The sequence below is a fragment of the Streptomyces sp. NPDC031365 genome, from assembly GCF_055569765.1.
Genome location: NZ_JBVIIM010000008.1, coordinates 156150 through 176839, shown reverse-complemented (window position 1 = coordinate 176839; position 20690 = coordinate 156150). Strand labels below are relative to the sequence as shown.

The window sequence follows — 20690 nt, the reverse complement described above, 5'->3', positions numbered from 1 at the left end:
AGGGGCCGGAGGGTGCGGGTGCGGGACAACCGGATGGGGAAGGGGCGGGAGGCCGCGGCCACCTCCCTCAGGTCCCCCCCCCCCCCCCCCCCCCCGCTCCCCCCCCCCCCCGTCGCCCCCAGCAGGGTGACGTGCGTGGGGATGCCGTGAGCAGCCGCGTCGCCGAAGCCCGCGCGCAGCTGCTGAAGCCGGCTGCCGTGAGGCTCCGGGACCGCGATCGACACGCCGATCGTTACGGTCCCCACGTCGTCTCCTGTCGTTGTGGTGGTGAAGCGTGGTGGTGAAGCTGCGGTGGGCGCCGGGTGACCGCCGGAACGGTCACCCGGATATCGACTGTACGACCACCATCCGGATGCGGGCAGGCGCAAGCGGAGTGATGTGCAGCGCTCTACGGTGGTACGGACAGCTGCCGCGGGCCGGTTCAGCGCCGGATCAGTGTTTGGCGGGCAGGAAGCCCACCCGGTCGTACGCCTGGGAGAGTGTCTCCGCCGCGACGGCACGCGCCTTCTCCGCGCCCTTGGCCAGGATCGAGTCGAGCGTCTCGGGGTCGTCCAGGTACTGCTGGGTGCGCTCCCTGAACGGGGTCACGAACTCGACCATGACCTCGGCGAGGTCCGTCTTGAGCACGCCGTAGCCCTTGCCGGCGTACTTCTCCTCCAGTGCGGGGATCTCCGCTCCGGTGAGGGTCGAATAGATCGTGAGGAGATTGCTGACGCCGGGCTTCTCCACGACGTCGTAGCGGATCACCGTGTCGGTGTCGGTGACCGCGCTCTTCACCTTCTTGGCGGTGGTCTTCGGCTCGTCCAGGAGGTTGACGAGGCCCTTCGGCGTGGACGCCGACTTGCTCATCTTGATCGACGGGTCCTGGAGGTCGTAGATCTTCGCCGTCTCCTTGAGGATGTACGGCTTCGGCATGGTGAAGATCTCGCCGAACCGGCCGTTGAAACGGTCGGCGAGGTCACGGGTGAGTTCGATGTGCTGACGCTGGTCCTCGCCCACCGGCACCTCGTTGGCCTGGTAGAGCAGGATGTCCGCGACCTGGAGGATCGGGTACGTGAACAGTCCGACGGAGGCGCGGTCGGCGCCCTGCCTGGAGGACTTGTCCTTGAACTGGGTCATGCGGGAGGCCTCGCCGAAGCCGGTGAGGCAGTTCATGATCCAGGCGAGCTGGGCGTGCTCGGGCACATGGCTCTGGACGAAGAGCGTGCAGCGGTCCGGGTCGAGCCCGGCGGCCAGCAGCTGGGCGGCGGCGAGCCGGGTGTTGGCGCGCAGTGCGTCCGGCTCCTGCGGCAGCGTGATCGCGTGCAGGTCGACGACCATGTAGAACGCGTCGTGGGTCTCCTGCAGGGCCACCCACTGGCGGACGGCGCCGAGGTAGTTGCCGAGGTGGAACGAGCCTGCGGTGGGCTGGATTCCGGAGAGCACGCGAGGTCGGTCAGTCGCCATGCCCCCCATTCTCGCAGGTCCCGGAAGGCGGTCCGGAACCGACCGGAAACAGGTGGGAACCGATCCGTGCCCGGCGGTGTAACAAGAATGTGAGGACGCGGGAGGGGGGCCGCATCGTCGATGAGGCCGCGGTGATCGCACGCGTACGCGCCGGGGAGCCGGAGGCGTACGCGGAGCTGGTGCGGGCCCATACAGGCATCGCGCTCCGGGCGGCCGCCGCGCTCGGGGCGGGCGCGGACGCGGAGGACGTGGTGCAGCAGGCCTTCGTGAAGGCGTACTGCGCTCTGGGCCGGTTCCGGGACGGCATGGCGTTCCGGCCGTGGCTGCTGTCGATCGTGGCCAATGAGACGAGGAACACAGTGCGCGCGGCAGTACGGCGGAACAGCCTCGCCGACCGTGAGGCGGCGTTCGTGGAGGCGGAGCCGGTGATACCGGTGTGGGCGGATCCGGCGGTGGCGACGCTGGAGACCGAGCGCCGCGGGGCGCTGGTGGCCGCCTTGGAGAAGCTGAGCGAGGAGCACCGGCTGGTCGTCACCTATCGCTACCTGCTGGAGATGGACGAGCGGGAGACCGCCCAGGCCCTGGGCTGGCCGCGAGGGACGGTGAAGTCCCGTCTGAACCGCGCCCTGCGCAAGCTGGAGCGTCTGTTGCCGGACTTCCGGCCCCGGGAAGGGGGTGAGAGGCGTGAGTGAGCGGTACGACGACGGTGAGGCCGAGCGGCTGCGGGAGGAGCTGCGGGCCTTCGGCCGGTCCCTGGACGGGCCGGAAGGGGCCGCCGGGTCCGAGTCCATGGTCGAGCGGGTGCTGGGGCAGATAATCGCGGCGGAGCTGCCGGTTCCGGCGGCGGAGCCGGCAGGTGCCGGGGTGCGGCCGCGGGCCGTTCTCCGTGGGGCGCGGGCACGATGGCGGTCATTGGTCGCGGCCCTGTGCGGGCTGCTGACGGTGCTGGTACTGACGCCTCCGGTGCGGGCGGCGGTGGCCGACTGGTTCGGCTTCGCCGGGGTCGAGGTGCGGTACGACCCGTCCGCGGTGCCCTCGCCGGGCGCCGAGGTGCCGGGCTGTGGGCGGTCGTTGTCGCTCGGTGAGGCGGAGCGGCGGGCCGGGTTCACGCCGTTGGTACCGGAGGCGCTGGGCGTTCCGGACGCGGTGACGGTGAGCGGGCTGCCCCGGGGGCGGTCCCTGGTGAGCCTGTGCTGGCGGGAGGAAGGGCGGACGATCCGGCTGGACGAGTTCCCGGGCCGCCTGGACATCACCTTCGTCAAGAGCGTGCGCGAGCAGCCGGAGTGGCTGTCACTGGGCGGGGAGGGCACGGAGGACGGGTCCGCGGAGCCGGTCCTGTGGTTCCCGCGCCCGCATGTGCTGACCTTCTGGATGGTCGACACGGACGGTCACCGGTTCACCCGGGCGGAGCGCACGGCGGGGCCGACGCTGCTGTGGGCCGGCAGGGGCGCGGTGGACGGTGAGGGGACCGCGGCGGACGGGGTGACGCTGCGGCTGGAGGGAGTGGCGTCGAAGGAACGGGCGCTGGACATCGCAGGGGCGGTCGAGGGGACGCGCCGGTAGCCGGGCCTCCCGAAGTCCGGGAACTCGGGACGACCGAAGGGGAACCCCGGCGGCTCGGGCGGTGTACCAGACGTGACAGGCGGCTCGTGCGCGGGCCGCACGGGATCGACCGGCCGAGTGGGGGTCCGGATGCGCGGATGGAGCGGGTGGAGGGGCAGGGTTCGGAAACTGACGGTGGGTGTGGGGGCCTTGGCGGCTGCGCTGACCCTGACGGTGTGGGGAGCCACGCCGGCCTCCGCCGGAGGGCCGACGAGCGTGCTGATGGCCTCGCCGGGGAGCGAGGAGACCGCCTCGCTGTACCACTCCGACGAGCAGTACGGCCAGTTGGAGGAACTGCTCGGCCCGGTCGGCAAGGGCACACCTGAAAGGCCGCCGGAGGCCGTCTCGGCCTCGGTCCGGCTGATCAACGTGACGTGGATGGTGCATGACGTGACGCCGTGGCGCGTGGACCGGGTCTTCGTGGGGCTCCCGGACGAAGACGTGTGGATACACACGGCGTCGCAGGTCACAGAGTCGCCGAACGGCCTCTGGCACCGCGCCGAGAACCCGTCGGATGTGTACAAGTTCCTGTTCGGGCTGGGCTTGATGGGCAGGACGACCGGCACAGCACCGGTATCCCCTGTGTACCCGGCCCCGTGGGAGACGGCGCAGGCCGGTCCGGCAACGGCCGAAGGGCCGGCCGCGGCCGGCCCCGGGACCCGCGCCGCGACGGTGCCGGGCGAAGGCACCGACTGGTGGTGGGCCCTACCGGGCCTGGTGGCCGGAGCGGCGCTGGCCCTGCTGCTGCGCCCGTATGGGACGCGGCTGATCCAGCGGCGGAAGGACGATCCCGGTCCGCGGCAGGAACTGCTGGACGCCTGACGACGGCGCACGGCGGCCCGGCACGGGCCGGACCGCCGTGGGACGCGCCGAGAGGCGGCTCCTCAGCCGAGGTCGATCTCCGGGTACAGCGGGAAACCGGCGACCAGGTCGATGGCGCGGCGGGAGATCTCGTCGGCGACCTTCGCGTCGAGGACATGAGAGGCCTTGGAGGGGGCGCCGGACTTGGTGGTGCCGGACTCCGTGGTGGTGAGGACACGGTCGATGAGACCGGCGACCTCGTCCATCTCCGCGGTGCCCAGGCCACGCGTGGTGAGCGCGGGGGTGCCGATGCGGATGCCGGAGGTGTACCAGGCGCCGTTGGGGTCGGCGGGGATGGCGTTGCGGTTGGTGACGATGCCCGAGTCGAGCAGGGCCGCCTCCGCCTGGCGGCCGGTGAGTCCGTAGGAGGTGGCGACGTCGATCAGATTGAGGTGGTTGTCGGTGCCGCCGGTGACCAGGGTGGCGCCACGGCGCATCAGGCCCTCGGCCAGGGCTCGGGAGTTGTCGACGATGCGCTGGGCGTAGTCCCGGAAGGCGGGCTGCCGGGCCTCGGCGAGGGCGACGGCCTTGGCGGCCATGACGTGCGGCAGCGGCCCGCCGAGGACCATCGGACAGCCGCGGTCGACCTGGTCCTTGAGGGAGTCGTCACACAGCACCATGCCGCCGCGCGGGCCGCGCAGGGACTTGTGGGTGGTGGTGGTGACGATCTGGGCGTGCGGAACCGGGTCGAAGTCGCCGGTGAGGACCTTGCCGGCGACGAGGCCGGCGAAGTGCGCCATGTCCACCATGAGCGTGGCACCGACCTCGTCGGCGATCTCGCGCATGATCCGGAAGTTCACCAGCCGGGGGTAGGCGGAGTAGCCGGCGACGATGATGAGCGGCTTGAACTCGCGGGCGGAGATGCGCAGGGCCTCGTAGTCGATCAGGCCGGTGGCCGGGTCGGTGCCGTAGGACCGCTGGTCGAACATCTTGCCGGAGATGTTCGGGCGGAAGCCGTGGGTGAGGTGACCGCCCGCGTCCAGGGACATGCCGAGCATGCGCTGGTTTCCGAAGGCGCGGCGCAGTTCGGCCCAGTCGGCGTCGGAGAGGTCGTTGACCTGGCGGACTCCGGCCTTCTCCAGGGCGGGCACCTCGACGCGCTGGGCGAGGACGGACCAGAAGGCGACGAGGTTGGCGTCGATGCCGGAGTGCGGCTGGACATAGGCGTGGCGGGCGCCGAAGAGCTCCTTGGCGTGCTCGGCGGCGAGCGACTCGACCGTGTCGACGTTGCGGCAGCCGGCGTAGAAGCGGCGGCCGATGGTGCCCTCGGCGTACTTGTCGCTGAACCAGTTGCCCATCGCGAGGAGGGTGGCCGGGGAGGCGTAGTTCTCGGAGGCGATCAGCTTGAGCATCTCGCGCTGATCGGCGACCTCCTGGCCGATGGCGTCGGCGACGCGCGGCTCGACGGCGCGGATCACGTCGAGGGCGGAGCGGAAGGCGGTGGAAGCGGTGGAGAGGGGCTCGGCAGACATGAGGGACCTCCGGGACGTGGCGTTCAGCGTTCACGGTACGGCCCAGGCGCACGGCACATGTCCGGTCCCCGGGTCACGGGGGCGGGGGCCGCTTCCCGATGGTTGCTCCATCCCAGCACGCCAGTCACGGCCCGTGGTCAGATTACCGGGCGGCACGGAGTGCCACGGGAAGGCGTCCACCATACGGGCGAGGGCGTCTGCCTGGTCGCTCCGGGCGCCTGTCCGCGGGTGCGTGAGGACTGATCGCGGCCACGCGGCGGAACCGCACGCATCACGGCCCCGCGTCCCTGTGGGGCGCTAAAGGATCACGTGGGGCAGGAAGCGGGCGTATTCGTCCGTCACCAAGCCGGAGGATTCCCTGATGCCGAGGCCCGCCGACTCGTTCTCCACCACCCAGGCGCCGAGGACGACGCGGTTGCCGTCGAAGTCGGGGAGGGGTGCGAGCTGCTGGTAGCAGCAGGGTTCGTCACGGAGCACGGGTTCGCCGGTACCTGCGCCGGGCTCGTGAATCGTCACACCCGCGCCTTCCCGCCCCAGCAGCGGTTTGGCGACGTATCCCGTCGTGTCCGCCAGCTCGCGCGGGCCGTCGAGGTAGGCGGGAAGGAGATTCGGATGGCCGGGGTACAGCTCCCACAGGATCGCCAGCAGGGCCTTGTTGCTGAGCAGCATCTTCCAGGCGGGCTCGATCCAGAGGGTGGAGCCGGTGCCGCCACCGTTGTCGAGGGTGTCGAGCACATGGTCGGCGAAGCGGTCGGTGGTCAGCCACTCCCAGGGGTAGAGCTTGAAGATGCTGCGGATGAACCGGAGCCCGTTGTCGACGAAGCGGCCGGAGAGACGGTCCCAGCCGATCTCCTCCATGGAGAGCCAGTCGGTCTCGAGGCCGGCCTGCTCGGCGGTCTCCTTGAGGTAGGCGACGGTCATGAGGTCCTCGCCGAGCTCGTCGGCGGCGGAGTGGGCGAAGTACAGGGGGCTGCCCGGCGGGAGAAGGGCGGCCTGCTTCCTCCAGGCGTCGATGAGGCGTTCGTGGAGGGAGTTCCACTGGTCGGCGCCGGGGAAGCGCTCCTCCATCCAGAACCACTGGGGGGACGCGGCCTCCACCAGGGAGGTGGGGGTGTCGGCGTTGTACTCCAGCAGCTTGGCGGGGCCGGTCCCGTCGTAATGGAGGTCGAAGCGGCCGTAGAGGGAGGGGAGTTCCGCACGCCGCCGCCATGCCTCGCCGACCGCTTGGGCGATCCGCGGATCGGTGATGCCGAGGTCGGCGAAGCGGTCGGCGGTGACGATGTGCTCGGCGGCCGCGAGGCACATACCGTGCAGCTCCTCGACGACCTCTTCCAGCGCCTCGACCTCGTCGAGGCCGAAGACGTAGTAGGCGCTCTCGTCCCAGTAGGGCCGCAGCGACCCGTCCGGGTAACGGGTGAGCGGGTAGATGAGCCCCTGCTCCTCGACGGTCTCCTGCCAGCCGGGGCGGGGCTCGATGGTGCGTCGTTCCATGGCCCGCTCAGCCGCCGCCGCTGCCGGAGCCCGAGCAGCCGAAGCCGCCCCGGTCGACGGCCTCACTGCGGCTGAAGGTGCCGTGCTCGGCGTAACCGGCGCTGACATCGGCGTCGTAGTACCAGTCGGAGTCGCCGCCACTGCGGGACGTGCCCCGGCCGTAGGAACCGGAGGAGGAAGAACCGGCCTTGCAGTTCTTGTCGGCGACGACCTTGTAGCCGTTGAGGTAGTCGTAGCTGTCCCGGTCCACACAGCGCCTGTCCGGATCCGACCCGCACGCCGACAGCGCCGCCGCGAGCACTCCCATCCCTCCGAGCACCACCGTGCTGGACCGCAACCGCCGCCGTGATTCCGCCATGACTCCCCCTCGCGCCGCTTCCACTGTCCGCCGGGACCTGGTTTCACTCCCGGCTCGCGGCGGACAGCCTAGAGACCCACAGCGTTTTCACGCACGAGAGCCCCCGACTCCCGCGCTCATCTCACCGCGGTTTCACCCCCTTTGGCAGGTCTGAGCCACTTCCGTGATCCGCGGCGAGGGGCCTCGCGTGAGTGCTCCTGTCACTTCCGCCAGAACAGGTGGTGGGTCACTCCGCTCGGGCTCGGCACGACCTCGAGATGGAATCGGTCGCGCAGTTCGTCGGGCGACTCCCACAGGCGGATGCCGGTGCCGAGCTTCAGCGGTGAGACCGCCACGTGCAGGGTGTCGACGAGGTCGGCATCGAGGAACTGCCGGATGGTGGTGACCCCGCCGCCGAGCCGGACGTCCTTGCCCCGCGCCGCCTCCCGCGCCAGTTCCAGGACCGCGCTCGGGGTGCCCTCGGCGAAGTGGAACGTGGTGTCGGAGAGCGTGAACGACGGACGCTCGTGGTGGGTCATGACGAACACGGGAGTGTGGAACGGGGGCTCGTCACCCCACCAGCCGCGCCATTCGTGGTCGCTCCAGGGCCCGCGCTGGGGCCCGAACTTGTTGCGGCCCATGATCTCGGCACCGATGTTGCGGGCGAAGTCCCGGGTGAAGTAGTCGTCGAGGCCGCGGGTCCCTCCGGGGTCGGTGCGGTTGGGCCAGCTCGCTGTGGCGCCCGCCCAGGCGAACAGCCTCCCGGGGTCGGCGTGGCCGAACGGGCGCTCCAGGCTCTGGTCCTCACCGGCCCCGACTCCGTCACTCGAGACGCTGATGTTCATGACTCTCAGTAGCTGCCCCATGTCTCCTCCTGATCGGGTCCTGGCACATTTCCCCGTAGGCGATGCGCCTCACATCAGGACGTCGAACGGAGCACGGCCCGATCGACAGCGGCCCGGAAACTTCCGCGGCGGAGTCCGACCGCCCGTGCCCCCGTCGGCGGAACGCGACCGGGCGCGGCGCGGACCACCGCGCCGCCCTCGGCTGATTGGTTTCCCCGGGTCAGGGCAGTGCCTTGCACAGCGCCTCCAGGGTGCTGGACCAGGCGTGGTCCGGTGGGGTCGCATAGCCGACGACCAGGGCGTCTCCCGGGGTGGGGGCGGTGGCGGGGTGGCGGTAGTAGGTCAGGCCGTGGACGGCCAGGCCCTGCCAGGTGGCTGCCTGGACGACGGACTGTTCGGTGCCGGGCGGGAGCTCCAGGACCGCGTGGAGGCCGGCCGCGATGCCGGTGACGTGGACGTCGGGTGCCCGGTCGGCGAGGGCCTGGACCAGGGCGTCTCTGCGGCGGCGGTAGCGCAGGCGGCCGGCGCGGACGTGGCGGTCGTAGGCGCCGGAGATGAGGAACTCAACAAGGGTGAGCTGTTCCACGACGCTGACGGAGTGGGCGGTGATGTCCGGCACCAGCCGGGGCGGCACGACCATCCAGCCCAGGCGGAGGCCGGGGGCGAGGGACTTGCTGGCCGTGCCGAGGTAGACCACGTGGTCGGGGTCGAGGTCCTGGAGAGCGCCGACGGCCTGCCGGTCGTAGCGGAACTCACCGTCGTAGTCGTCCTCCAGGATCAGACCACCGGTGCGGCGGGCCCAGTCGAGCACGGCGGCGCGGCGTTCGGGACGCAGGGCACCGCCCAGGGGGAACTGGTGGGCGGGGCTGAGCAGCACCGCGTCCGCGTCGCCCGGGATCTCCGTGCGGGTGCCGAGGTCGTCGTGGGGCAGCGGGGTGGTGCGCAGGCCGGCGCGGGCGGCCAGGTCCCAGTGGACGTTCAGGCCGTAGGACTCCACGGCGAGGGTGCGGGCGCCACGGGCGCGCAGGACCTCGCAGAGGAGCTGGAGGCCGTGGGCGAAGCCGGAGCAGACGACAACACGTTCGGGGTCGGCGCGTACGCCACGGACGCGTGCCAGGTAGCCCGCGAGGGCGGTGCGCAGTTCGGGGCGGCCGCGCGGGTCGCCGTAGCCGAAGGCTTCGTGGGGCGCGGCGGCGAGGGCGCGGCGGGTGGCCCTGAGCCATTCGGCGCGGGGGAAGGAGGCGAGGTCCGGGGTGCCCGGGATGAGGCTGTACGGGAGGCGGCCGGGAGTGCGCCGTGCGGACGCCGGAGGGGTCGGCGGGCTGCCTACCGCCCGGTCGGCGACCCGGGTGCCGGAGCCCTGCCGTGCGGTGAGCCAGCCCTCGGCGGTCAGGTCGGCGTAGGCGTCGGCGACGGTGTTGCGGGCGATGCCCAGGTCACCGGCGAGGGAGCGGGAGGAGGGCAGCCGAGTGCCCGGGGGGAGCCGGCCGGTGCGGACGGCCTCGCGCAGGGCGTCGGTCAGGCCGCGACGCAGGCCGGGCCCGGTCGGGTCGAGGTGGAGGTCGATGCCCTGAAGGCCGCCTCGGGAAGTGGACCGGCGTTCCGCCATGGAAATGGACCATACCCGTGGGCCGGCTCGCCCCTACGGTCGAGGCATGACGAACACCGAAACCACGGCGGCCGAGCCCTACGCCGCCGAGCCGCCCGTCCGGCTGGAGTGGGCCCGGCACGCGCCCGAGGTCTACAAGGCGATGGTCCGGCTGGACTCCGCCGCGAAGAAGGGCCTCGACCCGAAACTGTACGAGCTGGTGAAGATCCGCGCCTCGCAGATCAACCACTGCGCCTTCTGCATCGACATGCACACCAGGGACGCGCTCGCGGCGGGCGAGAGCGTCGAGCGGATCGTGCAGCTCGGGGCGTGGGAGGAGTCGCGGCACTTCTACACGGAGAAGGAACTCGCGGCGATCGAGCTGACGGAGGCCGTCACCGTCCTGACGGAGGGGTTCGTGCCCGACGAGGTGTACGAGCGGGCCGCCAAGCGGTTCGACGAGGCGGAGCTGTCCCAGCTGATCGCCGCGATCACGGTGATCAACGCGTGGAACCGGTTCGGGGTGACCTGCCGTATGACGCCCGGTCACTACCAGCCGGGACAGCGCCGCTGACGGCTCGTAGGACCCCCGCGACGGCGGATTCGCGGGTTCGGCCCGGGACTCCGGCAGCGCGCGGCCGACGCGCTGCCGGAGATCGCCGTGTGCCTGTGAGGGGGCCGCGGATCAGGGCAGCCACTTCTGCCAGACGTCCTTGTTGGCCTTGACCCACTTCTCGGCCGCCGCCTTCGAGTTCATCTTCTCGTCCGCGATCATCGAGGCGACCTCGTTCTGCTGCTCGGCGGTCCAGTTGAAGTTCTTCAGGAACGTGGCCGCGTCGCCGCCGTCCTTGACGAAGCCGGCGTTGAAGTACTTCTGCAGCGGGGTCTGGGCGTAGGCGCAGGCCACCTTCTCGGGGTCGGCGTCACAGCCCTCCTTGTACTCGGGCAGTTTCACCTCGACCAGGTCGAGCTGGGCGTTCAGCCACTGCGGGGTCCACCAGTAGGTGATGAAGGGCTTCTTGGCCTTGTAGTTCTCCTTGATCTGGGTGATCTGGGCGGCCTCGGAGCCCGCGTAGACCGTCTTGTAGTCCAGGTCGAGGTTCTTGATGATCGCGTCGTCGTTGGTGGTGTACGACGGCGAGCCCTCCAGGAGCTGGCCCTTGTCGCCGCTCTCGGCGGTCTTGAAGAGATCCTTGTACTTGTCGAGGTTCTTCCAGTCCGTGATGTCCGGGTGCTCATCGGCCAGGTACTTCGGCACGAACCAGCCGATGTGGCCGACGACACCGAGGTCGCCGCCCGCGACGACGGTCTTCTTGTCCTCGACGTAGAGGTCGACCTTCTTCGGGGCGCCGCCCCAGTCCTCCAGGATGGCGTCGACCTTGCCGCTGTTGAGGGCGTCGAAGGCGACCGACTCGTCGAGCTGGGTGAGCTCGGCCTTGGTGTCCAGCTCGTTCTCGAGGATGTACTGGGCGACGGCCGCGTTGGCCTCCGCGCCGACCCACGACGGCACGGCGATGGTGACCGAGTCGGAGGAGCCCTTGGACGACGACGAGCCGGTGTCGGCGGCACCGCAGGCGGTCAGAGCGGTGAGGCCGAGGACGACGGCGGCGGCGCTCGCGACGCGGGTGAGGCGCGTTCTGCTTCCGCTGGGCCTCGGGTTGTTCTGGTGGGTCGGGTTCAGGTTCTTCATGCGCATGGCGGGTTCTCTCGTTTCGGTGGGGCGGATGGTGCGGTCGGGTGTGGGGACCCCGCGGGGCGCCGGAGCGGGCGCGCCGGGTCGGAGGTCAGGGCGTGCCGGTCGTCGCCCGGGTGCGCTGGGTCGTGCGGTCCAGGACGAGTCCGAGCAGCACGATCGCGACGCCGGCGGTCAGACCGGTGCCGAGAGCGCTCTTCTGGAGGCCGTAGACCACGTCGTAGCCGAGGGCGCCGGAGCCGACGAAGCCGCCGATGATGACCATGGCGAGGACCAGGACGACGCCCTGGTTGAGGGCGAGCATCAGCGCCGGGCGGGCCAGCGGCACCTGGACCTGGCGGATCTGCTGGAAGGTACTGGCGCCCAGGGAGCGGGCCGCCTCCAGCGCCGCGGGGTCCACCTGGCGCAGGCCCTGCACGGTGATCCGGATGACGGCGGGCAGCGCGTAGAGCACCGCGGCGGCGACGGCGGCGGAGCGGCCCACGTTGAACAGGGCCACCACCGGGATCAGGTAGATGAACTGCGGCAGGGTCTGCATGGTGTCGAGCAGGGGGCGCAGCGCGCGTTCCACCACCGGCACCCTGGCGGCGACCACCCCGATGAGGAAGCCCAGGACGAGGGTGACGACGACGCCCGCGATGGCCTGGGACAGGGTGTCGAGGGAGTTGTTCCACACGTCGATGACACCGAGGCCGGCCATGGACGCGGCGGCCGTGACCATGGCGCCCCAGCCGCCCGCGAGGAGGCCGAGCGCCGCGGCGAGCAGCACCAGGACCCACCACGGGGTGGCGGTGAGGCCGTCGCGGAGCGGGTCGAGCACCCACGTGGTGAAGCCGTCCGCCCAGGTGCGGGTGCCGCCCAGGACGGGCACGCCCTCGGCGAGGTGGCCGGTGAACCAGTCCATGGCCTCGTTGACCGGCTGGGAGATGTCCACGGTCCACGGATCGGGCCACTCCTCGATGAGCAGCGCGGCGCCCGCCGTGGAGGCCAGGGCGCACACGCCGGCCGTCAGGCTCCAGCCGCGCCAGCCGTGCAGCAGCCGGACGGCGGAGGGGTCGGAGCCCTCACCGAGACGGTCTCCGGCCGCGGCCGTGGTGCGGTCCAGCCAGACGGCCAGCAGCACGATCGGGATGCCCGCGGCGAGTGCCCGGCCGACATCGACGGTGGACAGGGCCTGGAAGACCTCCTCGCCGAGGCCGCCGGCGCCGACCACGGAGGCGATGGTGACCATGGAGAGAGCCATCATGATCGTCTGGTTGAGGCCGAGCAGGATCTCCTTGCGTGCCAGCGGCAGACGCGCGGTCAGCAGCCGCTGCCACGGACTCGCGCCCAGTGACTGGGCGGCCTCCATCACGCCCGCGTCGGCGCCGCGCAGGCCGAGCGCGGTGAGCCGGGCCATGGGCGGGGCGGCGTAGATGATCGTGGCGATCAGCGCGGAGGGCACGCCGATGCCGAAGAGCAGCACCAGCGGAAGCAGGTAGGCGAACGCCGGCATGATCTGCATGGTGTCCAGCACCGGGCGCAGGACCTTCTGGAAGCGGTCCGACAGACCGCCGCCCAGGCCGAGCAGGCCGCCGATGACCGCGGACACGGTGACCGCGATCGCCATGAGGGCGAGGGTCTCCATGGTGGCTTCCCACATGCCGAGCACTCCGCACACCGCGAAGACGCCCAGCGTGACGCCGGCGAGCTTGAGTCCGCGCCGGCTCGCCAGGCCGCCGATGCGCCAGGAGAGCAGGACCGCGCCCAGCGTCACGGGGAACCAGCCGACGTTGACCAGCAGGTCCGTCATCCAGCTCACGGAGCTGTCGGACCAGTTGCTCAGGTGGAGCAGGAAGTAGAGGAAGACCGGGTTGGTCTCCCGGTTGCGCACGACCCAGGCGTACGCGTCGTCCAGCGGTGTCTTGACGTCGGCGGTCAGCTCGGACGGCCAGGTTCCGCTGCCCCAGAGGGCCGCCGCGACCGGCACGAGCAGGACCGCGGCGACGGCCAGCGGCAGGAGACGGCGCAGCAGCGGGTGGACCCGCCGTCGGGCCCCTCGCGGCGCCTGCTCCTTGGCCGGTTCCTTGGGCGGCAAGGGCGGGGCCGGGGTGGTGACGGCGCTCATGTGCTCCACCCCCGTGCCGTCCCGGCGACCGTGTCCGCGGCGGGGGTTTCGATGCCGGCGCTCATCGGACGGCCTCCTTCGCCGGGCCGCCGTCGATTCCGGCGACGACCCGCAGGAGGTCGGCGTGGCCGACCCGGCCCAGGCAGCGGTCGTCCTCCACGACGCAGGCCGCCCGGCCCGTACGGGCGACGACCTCGATGGCGCCGGAGACGACGGTGTCGGGTGCGAGGGCCCCCGGGTGGTCGGGGCCGCCGCAGTCACCGGGGCGCATCGCGCTGCGAACGGTCATGACCTGTTCGCGCGGCACGTCGCGGACGAACTCGCGGACGTAGTCGTCGGCGGGCGAGCCGACGATCTCCTCGGGCGTGCCCAGCTGGACCACACGGCCGTCGCGCATCAGGGCGATGCGGTCGCCCAGCTTGAGGGCCTCACTGAGGTCGTGGGTGATGAAGACCATGGTGCGGCCCTCCTCGTGGTGCAGCCGGATCACCTCCTCCTGCATGTCACGCCGAATAAGCGGGTCGAGCGCACTGAACGGCTCGTCGAAGAGCAGGACTTCGGGGTCGACGGCGAGTGCGCGGGCGAGGCCGACGCGCTGCTGCTGACCACCGGAGAGCTGGGAGGGCCTGCGCTGTTCCATGCCCTCCAGGCCGACCTTGGCGACCACCCTGGCTGCCTTCTCGCGGCGTTCCGCCTTGCCCATGCCCTGGATCTCCAGGCCGTAGGCGACATTGTCGAGGACGGTGCGGTGCGGCAGCAGGCCGAAGTGCTGGAAGACCATGGCGGCGCGGTGCCGGCGCAGTTCACGCAACCGTGCCTTGTCCATGGCGCGGACGTCCTCGCCGTCGATGACGATGGTGCCCGCGGTCGGCTCGATCAGCCGGGTCAGACAGCGCACCAGCGTGGACTTGCCGGAGCCGGACAGGCCCATGACGACGAAGACCTCGCCCTTGCGGACGTCGAAGCCCACATCGCGCACGGCGGCCGTGCAGCCGGTGCGGGAACGCAGCTCGGCCGGGTCGAGTGCCGCGAGGTCCGGGTCGCCGGGGACGCGGTCGGCCTTGGGTCCGAAGACCTTCCACAGTCCGTCGACGGAGAAGACGGGGGTGTCGGTGACAGCGATGTCGGGGGCGGTGGTCGTCACGCGGCACCACCGATCAGGTCGACGGCGCGCTCGCCGACCATGAGGACGCCGATCATCGGGTTCACGGCGGTCATGGTCGGGAAGACGGACGCGTCCGCGATCCGGATGCCCTCGAGGCCGCGGATACGCAGCTCGGGGTCGACGACCGCCTGTCCGTCGTCCGGTGCGCCCATCTTGCAGGTGCCCGCCGGGTGGTAGACGGTGTGGGCGGCCTTGCGGGCGTACGCGCCGAGCTCCTCGTCGCCGGTGACGTCCGGTCCGGGGGCGACCTCGCGCTTGAGCCAGTGGGCCAGCGGTTCGGTCCTCGCGATCTCGCGGGCGATGCGGATGCCGTCGACGAGGGTGCGGCCGTCGTAGTCGTCCTCGTCGGTGAAGTAGCGGAAGTCCAGTGCGGGCTTGACCTCGGGGTCGGCACTGGTGAGGTAGAGGCGGCCGCGGGACTTCGGCTTGGGGATGTTCGGGGTCATGGAGACGCCGAACTCCGGCCGCCGGTAGCCCATTCGCTCCGGGTTGTCGGTGAACGGGATCTGGTAGAAGTGGAACATCAGATCGGGGCCCGCCTGTTCGGGATCGCGGCGCACGAACAGGCCGGCGTCGGAGTCCATCGCGGAGTTCTCCGGGATGGGTCCGTCGGTCTCCCAGACGATCACCGACTCGGGGTGGTCGAGCAGGTTCTCACCGACGCCGGGCAGGTCGAGCGCCACGGGTATGCCGAGCGCCTCCAGGTCGGCCCTGGGCCCGATGCCGGAATGCAGCAGCAGGCGAGGCGAGTCGACGGCGCCCGCGCACAGCACGACCTCCCTGCGCGCCGTGACAAGGGCTTCCTCGCCGTCCTTGGTGCGCACATGGACGCCCTCGGCACGGGTGCCGTTCAGCTCCAGCCTGTACGCCCAGGTCTCCAGCATGATCGTGAGGTTGGCGCGTTCGTCCATCACCGGGTGGAGGTACGCCACCGACGCCGACGAACGCCTGTTGTTCTCCGGGTGGTAGGCCAGGTCGAAGAAGCCGACGCCCTCGGCGAACGGCTTCTTGTTGAAGCCCTCGACGCGGGGGACTTCGAGGGCCGTCTGCGCGGCGTCGACGAAGTCCCGGGCGATGGCGTTGCGGTCCTTCTCGTCGACCGGGACGATGTTGTTCTTGAGGCGGGCGTAGTACCCCTCCATCTGTACCGCGCCCCAGCCCTTGGCACCGGCCGCCTCCCACTCGTCCCAGTCGGACGGCAGCGGCTTGAACGCGATGAGCGTGTTGTGCGAGGAGCAGCCGCCGAGGACGCGGGCGCGGCTGTGCCGGATGTGCGAATTGCCGCGCGGCTGCTCGGTGGTCGGGTAGTCGTAGTCCAACTCACCGCCGAGCAGACCCATCCAGCGGCGCAGGGTCAGCACGTCGTCGCGGCCGACGTCGCTGGGGCCGCCCTCGATGACGGCGACGGTCACGTCCGGGTTCTCGGTCAGCCGCGAGGCGACGACGGATCCGGCGGTGCCACCACCAATGACGACGTAGTCGTACACGAGTTCACGTTCGTGGGTGTGAGCTGGCATCTGGGTGGTACTCCTCCGGGGATTCGGGACACGTGTGTGGCTCGCGGTGCGACGAGCGGTGTGACGGACAGCGGTGTGGCAGACGGTACGACGAACGGCGTGACGAGCGGTGCGACTGCCGCGATCGGTTCCGCCGAGGAGAGCGGTACGGCCGGAGGAAGGAGCGGCGGTGCGGGGACACCGGCCGGTGGTCCGCGGCGTCTGTGGCTCAGCCCGCGAACCAGCGCACCGGCTTGGGCACCAGGTTCTGGTAGACGTGTTTGGTCTCGCGGTACTCGGCGAGACCGGCCGGGCCGAGCTCACGGCCCACTCCGCTCTTGCCGAAGCCGCCCCACTCCGCCTGCGGGAGGTAGGGGTGGAAGTCGTTGATCCATACGGTGCCGTGGCGCAACCGCCCGGCCACGCGCCGGGCGCGGCCCGCGTCGGCGGTCCATACGGCGCCGGCCAGTCCGTACTCGGTGTCGTTGGCGAGGGCGACGGCCTCGTCCTCGGTGCGGAAGGTCTCGACGGTGAGGACCGGACCGAAGACCTCCTCCCGCACGACGTGCATCTCCCGGTGGCAGCGGTCGAGGACGGTCGGCTCGTAGAAGTAGCCGCCCTCGGGGCGTTCGGCGGACGGCTCGGGCCGCTTGCCGCCGGAACGCAGTACCGCACCCTCCCTCAGCGCGGACTCGACGTACGCCTCGACCTTCGCGCGCTGCTGTTCGGAGACCAGCGGACCGCATTCGACGCCGTCCGCCGTGCCCCGGCCGAGCCTGATCCGCTCGGCACGGCGGGCGAGTTCGGCGACGAAGCGGTCCCTGACCGACTCCTCGACGATGAGCCGCGCACCCGCGGAGCAGACCTGGCCGCTGTGGATGAAGGCGGCGTTGAGGGCCTGGTCGACGGCGGTGTCGAAGCCCTCGTCGGTGGCGCAGGCGTCGGCGAAGACGACGTTGGGGTTCTTGCCGCCGAGTTCGAGGGCCACCTTCTTCACGCTCGGGGCCGCGGCCTGAGCGACCTTCGTGCCGCTGATCAGGCCGCCGGTGAAGGAGACCAGGTCGACGTCGGGGTGCTCGGCCATCCGGGCGCCGACTGTGTGGCCGGGACCGGTGACGATGTTGGCGACACCGGCGGGCAGTCCCGCCTCGGTCAGCAGGTCGATGAGGGCGACGGTGGTCAGCGGGGTGATCTCACTGGGCTTGACCACGAACGTGTTGCCTGCCGCGAGAGCCGGGGCGATCTTCCAACTGGCCTGGAGCAGCGGGTAGTTCCAGGGAGTGATCAGCGCGCAGACACCGACCGGCTCGTACACGACGACGCTGTGGATGTCGGGGGAGCCCGCGTCGACGACCCGTCCGGGCGCCTCCCCGGCGACGAGGTCGGCGAAGTAACGGAAGGCATCGGCCACGCAGTCGATGTCGACGCGCCCCTCCTCGAGGGTCTTGCCCGCGTCCCTGCTCTCCAACAGGCCGAGCTTCTCCCGGTCCCGCACGAGCAGTTCGGCGACGCGGCGCAGCAGCGCGGCCCGTCCGGCGACGGGCGTGTGCGGCCAGGGACCCTCGTCGAAGGCGCGGCGCGCGGCGGCCACCGCGAGGTCGGTGTCCTTCTCGTCGCCCTCCGCGACGACGGCGAACGGCAGGGCGTCCGCGGGGTCGAGGATCTCGCGGGAGGCTCCCGAGACGGCGGCCCGCCACTCACCCCCCACGTGGATGGTGCCGCGCGCCTGAAGTTCTGTGCTGTCCGCCATGATCGGTAACTGCCTTCCGTCCCTGTTCCACGTCCGTGCATGACACATGTGTCACCCACGGGACCGGGTGCTCCTGCCCTGGCGCATCGAATGCATGCCGAATCGCCGAACGGAGTGCGCCGAGTCACTGAATCCGGGGAGAAAACACCAGAAATCACCCGTGCTGTGAGCAGTCGGTCACAGCGTGGTCGAGGCGCCGGCATCCGGCTGGACCCCTGCCCGAAGCCGCGGCGAGCCGGCTGCTCTTCGAGATCGCCGAGCACGACGGTCCGGACGGTGTGCCACTGCGTGAGCTGAGGAGCCGGCTCGGTCTGGACGCCGGGTATCCGAGCCGGATGACGAAGACACTCCAGGCACAGGGCATGGTCCGGCTGAGCCTGCGTCCGGCGGACAACCGGCTGCGCACGGTCCGGCTGACCCGGGCCGGGCGCGTCGGGGTCACGGAGCGGAACCGCCGTGCCGACACGTTCGCCGCCGGAGTGCTGGAAGGGCTGGACACGGACCGACGGGCGCGGCTCAGCGAGGCGATGGCGACCGCCCGGCACCTGCTGCGGCCGGCGGCGAGCACCGTCGAACCTGCCGGCGGACACGCCCCGGACACCCGCGCCCGTCCCGCCGCCTACGCCGACGATCCCGACGCCCGTGTCCTCGAGGGCTTCGACCGCGCGGACCTGGTGGGCCCGGAGGAGGTGTCGGGGGACGCGGGGGCGTTCTTCGTCGCGTACGAGGAGGGCCGTCCGGTGGGTTGCGGGGCGCTGCGCCGGCACGCTCCCGGGATCTGCGAGATCCGGCATGTCCGGGTCCAGGCCGACGCCCGCCGGATCGGCCTGGCGCGCCGTATCCTCGCCGCGCTGGAGGCGGAGGCGCTGCGCCGCGACTGGAGCGTCGTCCGACTGGACACGCACGCGGCGCTCACGGAGGCACAGGCGACGTACCGGACGGCCGGCTGCACCGAGAATCCCGGCCCCTACCGACCACGCGTACGCCGATCACTGGTTCGAGAAGCGGTTGCCCCGCTGAACGGGTGAACGCGGCGGGCCCCGCACCGGTTCCGCTTGGGTTCCACCGGTACGGGGCCCGAAGTTCCGCGTCAGGCCGGATCGTGGGCCCGGAGCCTGGCGCGGGTCGGATCAGATGAGGCCGAGGCCGCGGACCGCCTCGCGCTCCTCCTCGAGCTCCTTGACGGAGGCGTCGATGCGGGCGCGGGAGAAGTCGTTGATCTCCAGCCCCTGGACGATCTCGTACTGGCCGCCCTTCACGGTGACGGGGAAGGAGGAGATGAGGCCCTCCGGGACGCCGTAGGAGCCGTCCGACGGGATGCCCATGGAGACCCAGTCGCCCTCGTCGGTGCCGTTGACCCAGGTGTACACGTGGTCGATGGCGGCGTTGGCGGCGGAGGCGGCCGACGAGGCGCCACGGGCCTCGATGATCGCGGCACCGCGCTTGGCGACGGTCGGGATGAAGTCCTCGGCCAGCCACTTCTCGTCGTTCACGACCTCGGCGGCGTTCTTGCCGGCGACGGTGGCGTGGAAGATGTCCGGGTACTGGGTGGCGGAGTGGTTGCCCCAGATCGTCAGCTTCCTGATCTCGGAGACCGGGACGCCGGTCTTCTTCGACAGCTGGGTCAGCGCGCGGTTGTGGTCCAGACGCGTCATGGCGGTGAACCGCTCGGCCGGGACGTCCGGGGCGGCGGCCTGGGCGATGAGGGCGTTGGTGTTGGCCGGGTTGCCGACGACCAGGACGCGGATGTCGTCCGCGGCGTGGGCGTTGATGGCCTCGCCCTGCGGCTTGAAGATGCCGCCGTTGGCCTGGAGGAGGTCACCGCGCTCCATGCCCTTGGTGCGCGGGCGGGCGCCCACGAGGAGTCCGACGCTGGCGCCGTCGAAGGCCACGTTCGGGTCGTCCGTGATGTCGATGCCCTGCAGAAGCGGGAACGCGCAGTCGTCCAGCTCCATGGCCGTGCCCTCGGCGGCCTTCAGCGCCGGGGTGATCTCCAGCAGACGCAGCTTGACCGGCACGTCCGCGCCGAGCAGCTGGCCGGAGGCGATGCGGAAGAGCAGGGCGTAACCGATCTGGCCGGCCGCGCCGGTGACGGTGACGTTCACGGGAGTGCGGGTCATGGCGTTCTCCGTATGACAGCTGGCGGTGGGGCGGTCCCTGCCCCGGGGTGCGGGATCCCGCTCCGGCTCGTGACCGGCATCCGCCACGATGATCGATCATCGGTTCGAATGATCGATCTCTTGGCGTCAAGAGAGATCCAGCGGTCAGGCTATCGCGCATCCGCGAGCACGGACGGCCGGGCTCCCTGTGGCCCGCCCCACAGAGTGACCGCGCGGGTACGCGGGTAGCCGGGAGCCCGCAGAAAGGGCGGCCGCTCCGTCCGGGAGAGGTGGGGGCGGGGCGGCCGCCGTCGGGGACCGACCGTGCCGGATTCCCGTGGGGGGTACTGTTCACGTGCCCGTCTTTCGCCGCGCCATTCACGTCCCCATGAATTCCCCACATATACGGTCCATACAGCTCACACGCGGTGACCCGAGTGGAGCACCGAACCCCGCGAGGGCCTCCCGCCCCGGAGCCGCGAGACGCCGGAGCCCCGGAGAGTGCCGGACCGAACACACCACGCTCCCGCCCGGCGCCACGGAGCGGAGCCCTCGAGTGCGCGCCCGCCGTCCCACGGCATCGCCCCGAACCAGCGACCCGGCCCCGGTCCCTTAAGCCGCGGATGGGGCACACCGCCCTCCCGCCGCCGAGGGCCCGGCGGGTTACCGTGCCGCGCGGCCGCACCCGCATCCCGGAGACCGGACGAGCGACCCCACAGCCGGTCGCAAGCTGCCGGA

At 71.3% G+C, this 20690-nt stretch carries 17 protein-coding genes, 1 pseudogene and 1 riboswitch; of the genes and pseudogenes, 5 read left to right on the top strand and 13 right to left on the bottom strand.

What is annotated here, in order from left to right; translation table 11 throughout:
* Positions 1-119: 119 nt before the first annotated feature.
* Positions 120-245: pseudogene (locus tag ACZ5C2_RS15240) on the bottom strand (2'-5' RNA ligase family protein); the annotation flags it as partial.
* A gap of 187 nt (positions 246-432) precedes the next feature.
* Entirely contained in the window at positions 433-1446 is a 1014-nt protein-coding gene (gene trpS / locus ACZ5C2_RS15235; protein WP_468790419.1) for a tryptophan--tRNA ligase, read from the bottom strand.
* 131 nt (positions 1447-1577) lie between these two features.
* Between trpS and ACZ5C2_RS15230 the strand changes: the two genes are divergently transcribed.
* The 3 genes from ACZ5C2_RS15230 to ACZ5C2_RS15220 all read left to right on the top strand — a co-directional run bounded on the left by ACZ5C2_RS15230 (position 1578) and on the right by ACZ5C2_RS15220 (position 3870).
* Positions 1578-2138, top strand: a complete 561-nt coding sequence (locus ACZ5C2_RS15230; RefSeq protein WP_468790417.1) for an RNA polymerase sigma factor — start codon at positions 1578-1580, stop codon at positions 2136-2138.
* Positions 2131-3009 carry a hypothetical protein gene (locus tag ACZ5C2_RS15225; RefSeq protein ID WP_468790415.1) on the top strand — a complete coding sequence of 293 codons (879 nt, stop codon included), beginning with the start codon at positions 2131-2133 and terminating at the stop codon, positions 3007-3009. Before ACZ5C2_RS15230 ends, ACZ5C2_RS15225 begins: the two co-directional genes overlap by 8 nt.
* Before the next feature lie 180 nt (positions 3010-3189).
* Positions 3190-3870 carry a hypothetical protein gene (locus ACZ5C2_RS15220; RefSeq protein WP_468790413.1) on the top strand — a complete coding sequence of 227 codons (681 nt, stop codon included), beginning with the start codon at positions 3190-3192 and terminating at the stop codon, positions 3868-3870.
* A gap of 62 nt (positions 3871-3932) precedes the next feature.
* Here ACZ5C2_RS15220 and ACZ5C2_RS15215 read toward each other — a convergent pair whose 3' ends face one another.
* From ACZ5C2_RS15215 to pdxR, 5 genes are all read right to left on the bottom strand, one after another.
* Complete coding sequence (locus tag ACZ5C2_RS15215) at positions 3933-5381, bottom strand: glycine hydroxymethyltransferase (RefSeq protein ID WP_468790411.1); 1449 nt, start codon at positions 5379-5381, stop codon at positions 3933-3935.
* A 33-nt stretch (positions 5382-5414) separates the two neighbouring features.
* Positions 5415-5519: riboswitch (ZMP/ZTP riboswitch) on the bottom strand.
* Between the two features lie 159 nt (positions 5520-5678).
* On the bottom strand, positions 5679-6872 hold the full coding sequence (locus ACZ5C2_RS15210) for a glutathionylspermidine synthase family protein (RefSeq protein WP_468790409.1): 1194 nt from the start codon (positions 6870-6872) through the stop codon (positions 5679-5681).
* A gap of 7 nt (positions 6873-6879) precedes the next feature.
* On the bottom strand, positions 6880-7230 hold the full coding sequence (locus ACZ5C2_RS15205; RefSeq protein WP_468790407.1) for a hypothetical protein: 351 nt from the start codon (positions 7228-7230) through the stop codon (positions 6880-6882).
* 200 nt (positions 7231-7430) lie between these two features.
* On the bottom strand, positions 7431-8075 hold the full coding sequence (locus tag ACZ5C2_RS15200; RefSeq protein ID WP_468790405.1) for a dihydrofolate reductase family protein: 645 nt from the start codon (positions 8073-8075) through the stop codon (positions 7431-7433).
* 199 nt (positions 8076-8274) lie between these two features.
* On the bottom strand, positions 8275-9663 hold the full coding sequence (gene pdxR, locus ACZ5C2_RS15195) for a MocR-like pyridoxine biosynthesis transcription factor PdxR (protein ID WP_468790403.1): 1389 nt from the start codon (positions 9661-9663) through the stop codon (positions 8275-8277).
* Between the two features lie 46 nt (positions 9664-9709).
* Between pdxR and ACZ5C2_RS15190 the strand changes: the two genes are divergently transcribed.
* Positions 9710-10216 (top strand): carboxymuconolactone decarboxylase family protein, encoded by a 507-nt coding sequence (locus tag ACZ5C2_RS15190; protein ID WP_468790401.1) that lies wholly within the window; start codon positions 9710-9712, stop codon positions 10214-10216.
* 111 nt (positions 10217-10327) lie between these two features.
* On the opposite strand, the gene ACZ5C2_RS15185 is transcribed toward ACZ5C2_RS15190, so the two are convergent.
* From ACZ5C2_RS15185 to ACZ5C2_RS15165, 5 genes are all read right to left on the bottom strand, one after another.
* Positions 10328-11332, bottom strand: a complete 1005-nt coding sequence (locus ACZ5C2_RS15185) for an ABC transporter substrate-binding protein (protein WP_468790607.1) — start codon at positions 11330-11332, stop codon at positions 10328-10330.
* Positions 11333-11426: 94 nt separating this feature from the next.
* Entirely contained in the window at positions 11427-13442 is a 2016-nt protein-coding gene (locus ACZ5C2_RS15180; protein WP_468790399.1) for an ABC transporter permease, read from the bottom strand.
* Between the two features lie 61 nt (positions 13443-13503).
* Complete coding sequence (locus ACZ5C2_RS15175) at positions 13504-14586, bottom strand: quaternary amine ABC transporter ATP-binding protein (RefSeq protein WP_468790397.1); 1083 nt, start codon at positions 14584-14586, stop codon at positions 13504-13506.
* Positions 14583-16124 carry a GMC family oxidoreductase gene (locus ACZ5C2_RS15170; protein ID WP_468790395.1) on the bottom strand — a complete coding sequence of 514 codons (1542 nt, stop codon included), beginning with the start codon at positions 16122-16124 and terminating at the stop codon, positions 14583-14585. Before ACZ5C2_RS15170 ends, ACZ5C2_RS15175 begins: the two co-directional genes overlap by 4 nt.
* Before the next feature lie 208 nt (positions 16125-16332).
* A complete protein-coding gene (locus ACZ5C2_RS15165) occupies positions 16333-17853 on the bottom strand; it encodes an aldehyde dehydrogenase family protein (protein ID WP_468790393.1) in 1521 nt (506 codons plus the stop codon).
* Between the two features lie 335 nt (positions 17854-18188).
* Between ACZ5C2_RS15165 and ACZ5C2_RS15160 the strand changes: the two genes are divergently transcribed.
* Positions 18189-18881, top strand: a complete 693-nt coding sequence (locus tag ACZ5C2_RS15160) for a GNAT family N-acetyltransferase (protein WP_468790391.1) — start codon at positions 18189-18191, stop codon at positions 18879-18881.
* 102 nt (positions 18882-18983) lie between these two features.
* Here ACZ5C2_RS15160 and ACZ5C2_RS15155 read toward each other — a convergent pair whose 3' ends face one another.
* Complete coding sequence (locus ACZ5C2_RS15155) at positions 18984-19973, bottom strand: malate dehydrogenase (protein WP_468790389.1); 990 nt, start codon at positions 19971-19973, stop codon at positions 18984-18986.
* Positions 19974-20690 lie beyond the last annotated feature (717 nt).

Bases quoted from the DNA above. Each gene is read 5' to 3' on its own strand.
- ACZ5C2_RS15210 (WP_468790409.1), bottom strand. From the start codon at position 6,872: ATGGAACGACGCACCATCGAGCCCCGCCCCGGCTGGCAGGAGACCGTC.
- ACZ5C2_RS15215 (WP_468790411.1), bottom strand. From the start codon at position 5,381: ATGTCTGCCGAGCCCCTCTCCACCGCTTCCACCGCCTTCCGCTCCGCC.
- ACZ5C2_RS15180 (WP_468790399.1), bottom strand. From the start codon at position 13,442: ATGAGCGCCGTCACCACCCCGGCCCCGCCCTTGCCGCCCAAGGAACCG.
- ACZ5C2_RS15190 (WP_468790401.1), top strand. From the start codon at position 9,710: ATGACGAACACCGAAACCACGGCGGCCGAGCCCTACGCCGCCGAGCCG.
- ACZ5C2_RS15205 (WP_468790407.1), bottom strand. From the start codon at position 7,230: ATGGCGGAATCACGGCGGCGGTTGCGGTCCAGCACGGTGGTGCTCGGA.
- ACZ5C2_RS15160 (WP_468790391.1), top strand. From the start codon at position 18,189: ATGACGAAGACACTCCAGGCACAGGGCATGGTCCGGCTGAGCCTGCGT.
- ACZ5C2_RS15200 (WP_468790405.1), bottom strand. From the start codon at position 8,075: ATGGGGCAGCTACTGAGAGTCATGAACATCAGCGTCTCGAGTGACGGA.
- ACZ5C2_RS15170 (WP_468790395.1), bottom strand. From the start codon at position 16,124: ATGCCAGCTCACACCCACGAACGTGAACTCGTGTACGACTACGTCGTC.
- pdxR (WP_468790403.1), bottom strand. From the start codon at position 9,663: ATGGCGGAACGCCGGTCCACTTCCCGAGGCGGCCTTCAGGGCATCGAC.
- ACZ5C2_RS15165 (WP_468790393.1), bottom strand. From the start codon at position 17,853: ATGGCGGACAGCACAGAACTTCAGGCGCGCGGCACCATCCACGTGGGG.
- trpS (WP_468790419.1), bottom strand. From the start codon at position 1,446: ATGGCGACTGACCGACCTCGCGTGCTCTCCGGAATCCAGCCCACCGCA.
- ACZ5C2_RS15155 (WP_468790389.1), bottom strand. From the start codon at position 19,973: ATGACCCGCACTCCCGTGAACGTCACCGTCACCGGCGCGGCCGGCCAG.
- ACZ5C2_RS15185 (WP_468790607.1), bottom strand. From the start codon at position 11,332: ATGAAGAACCTGAACCCGACCCACCAGAACAACCCGAGGCCCAGCGGA.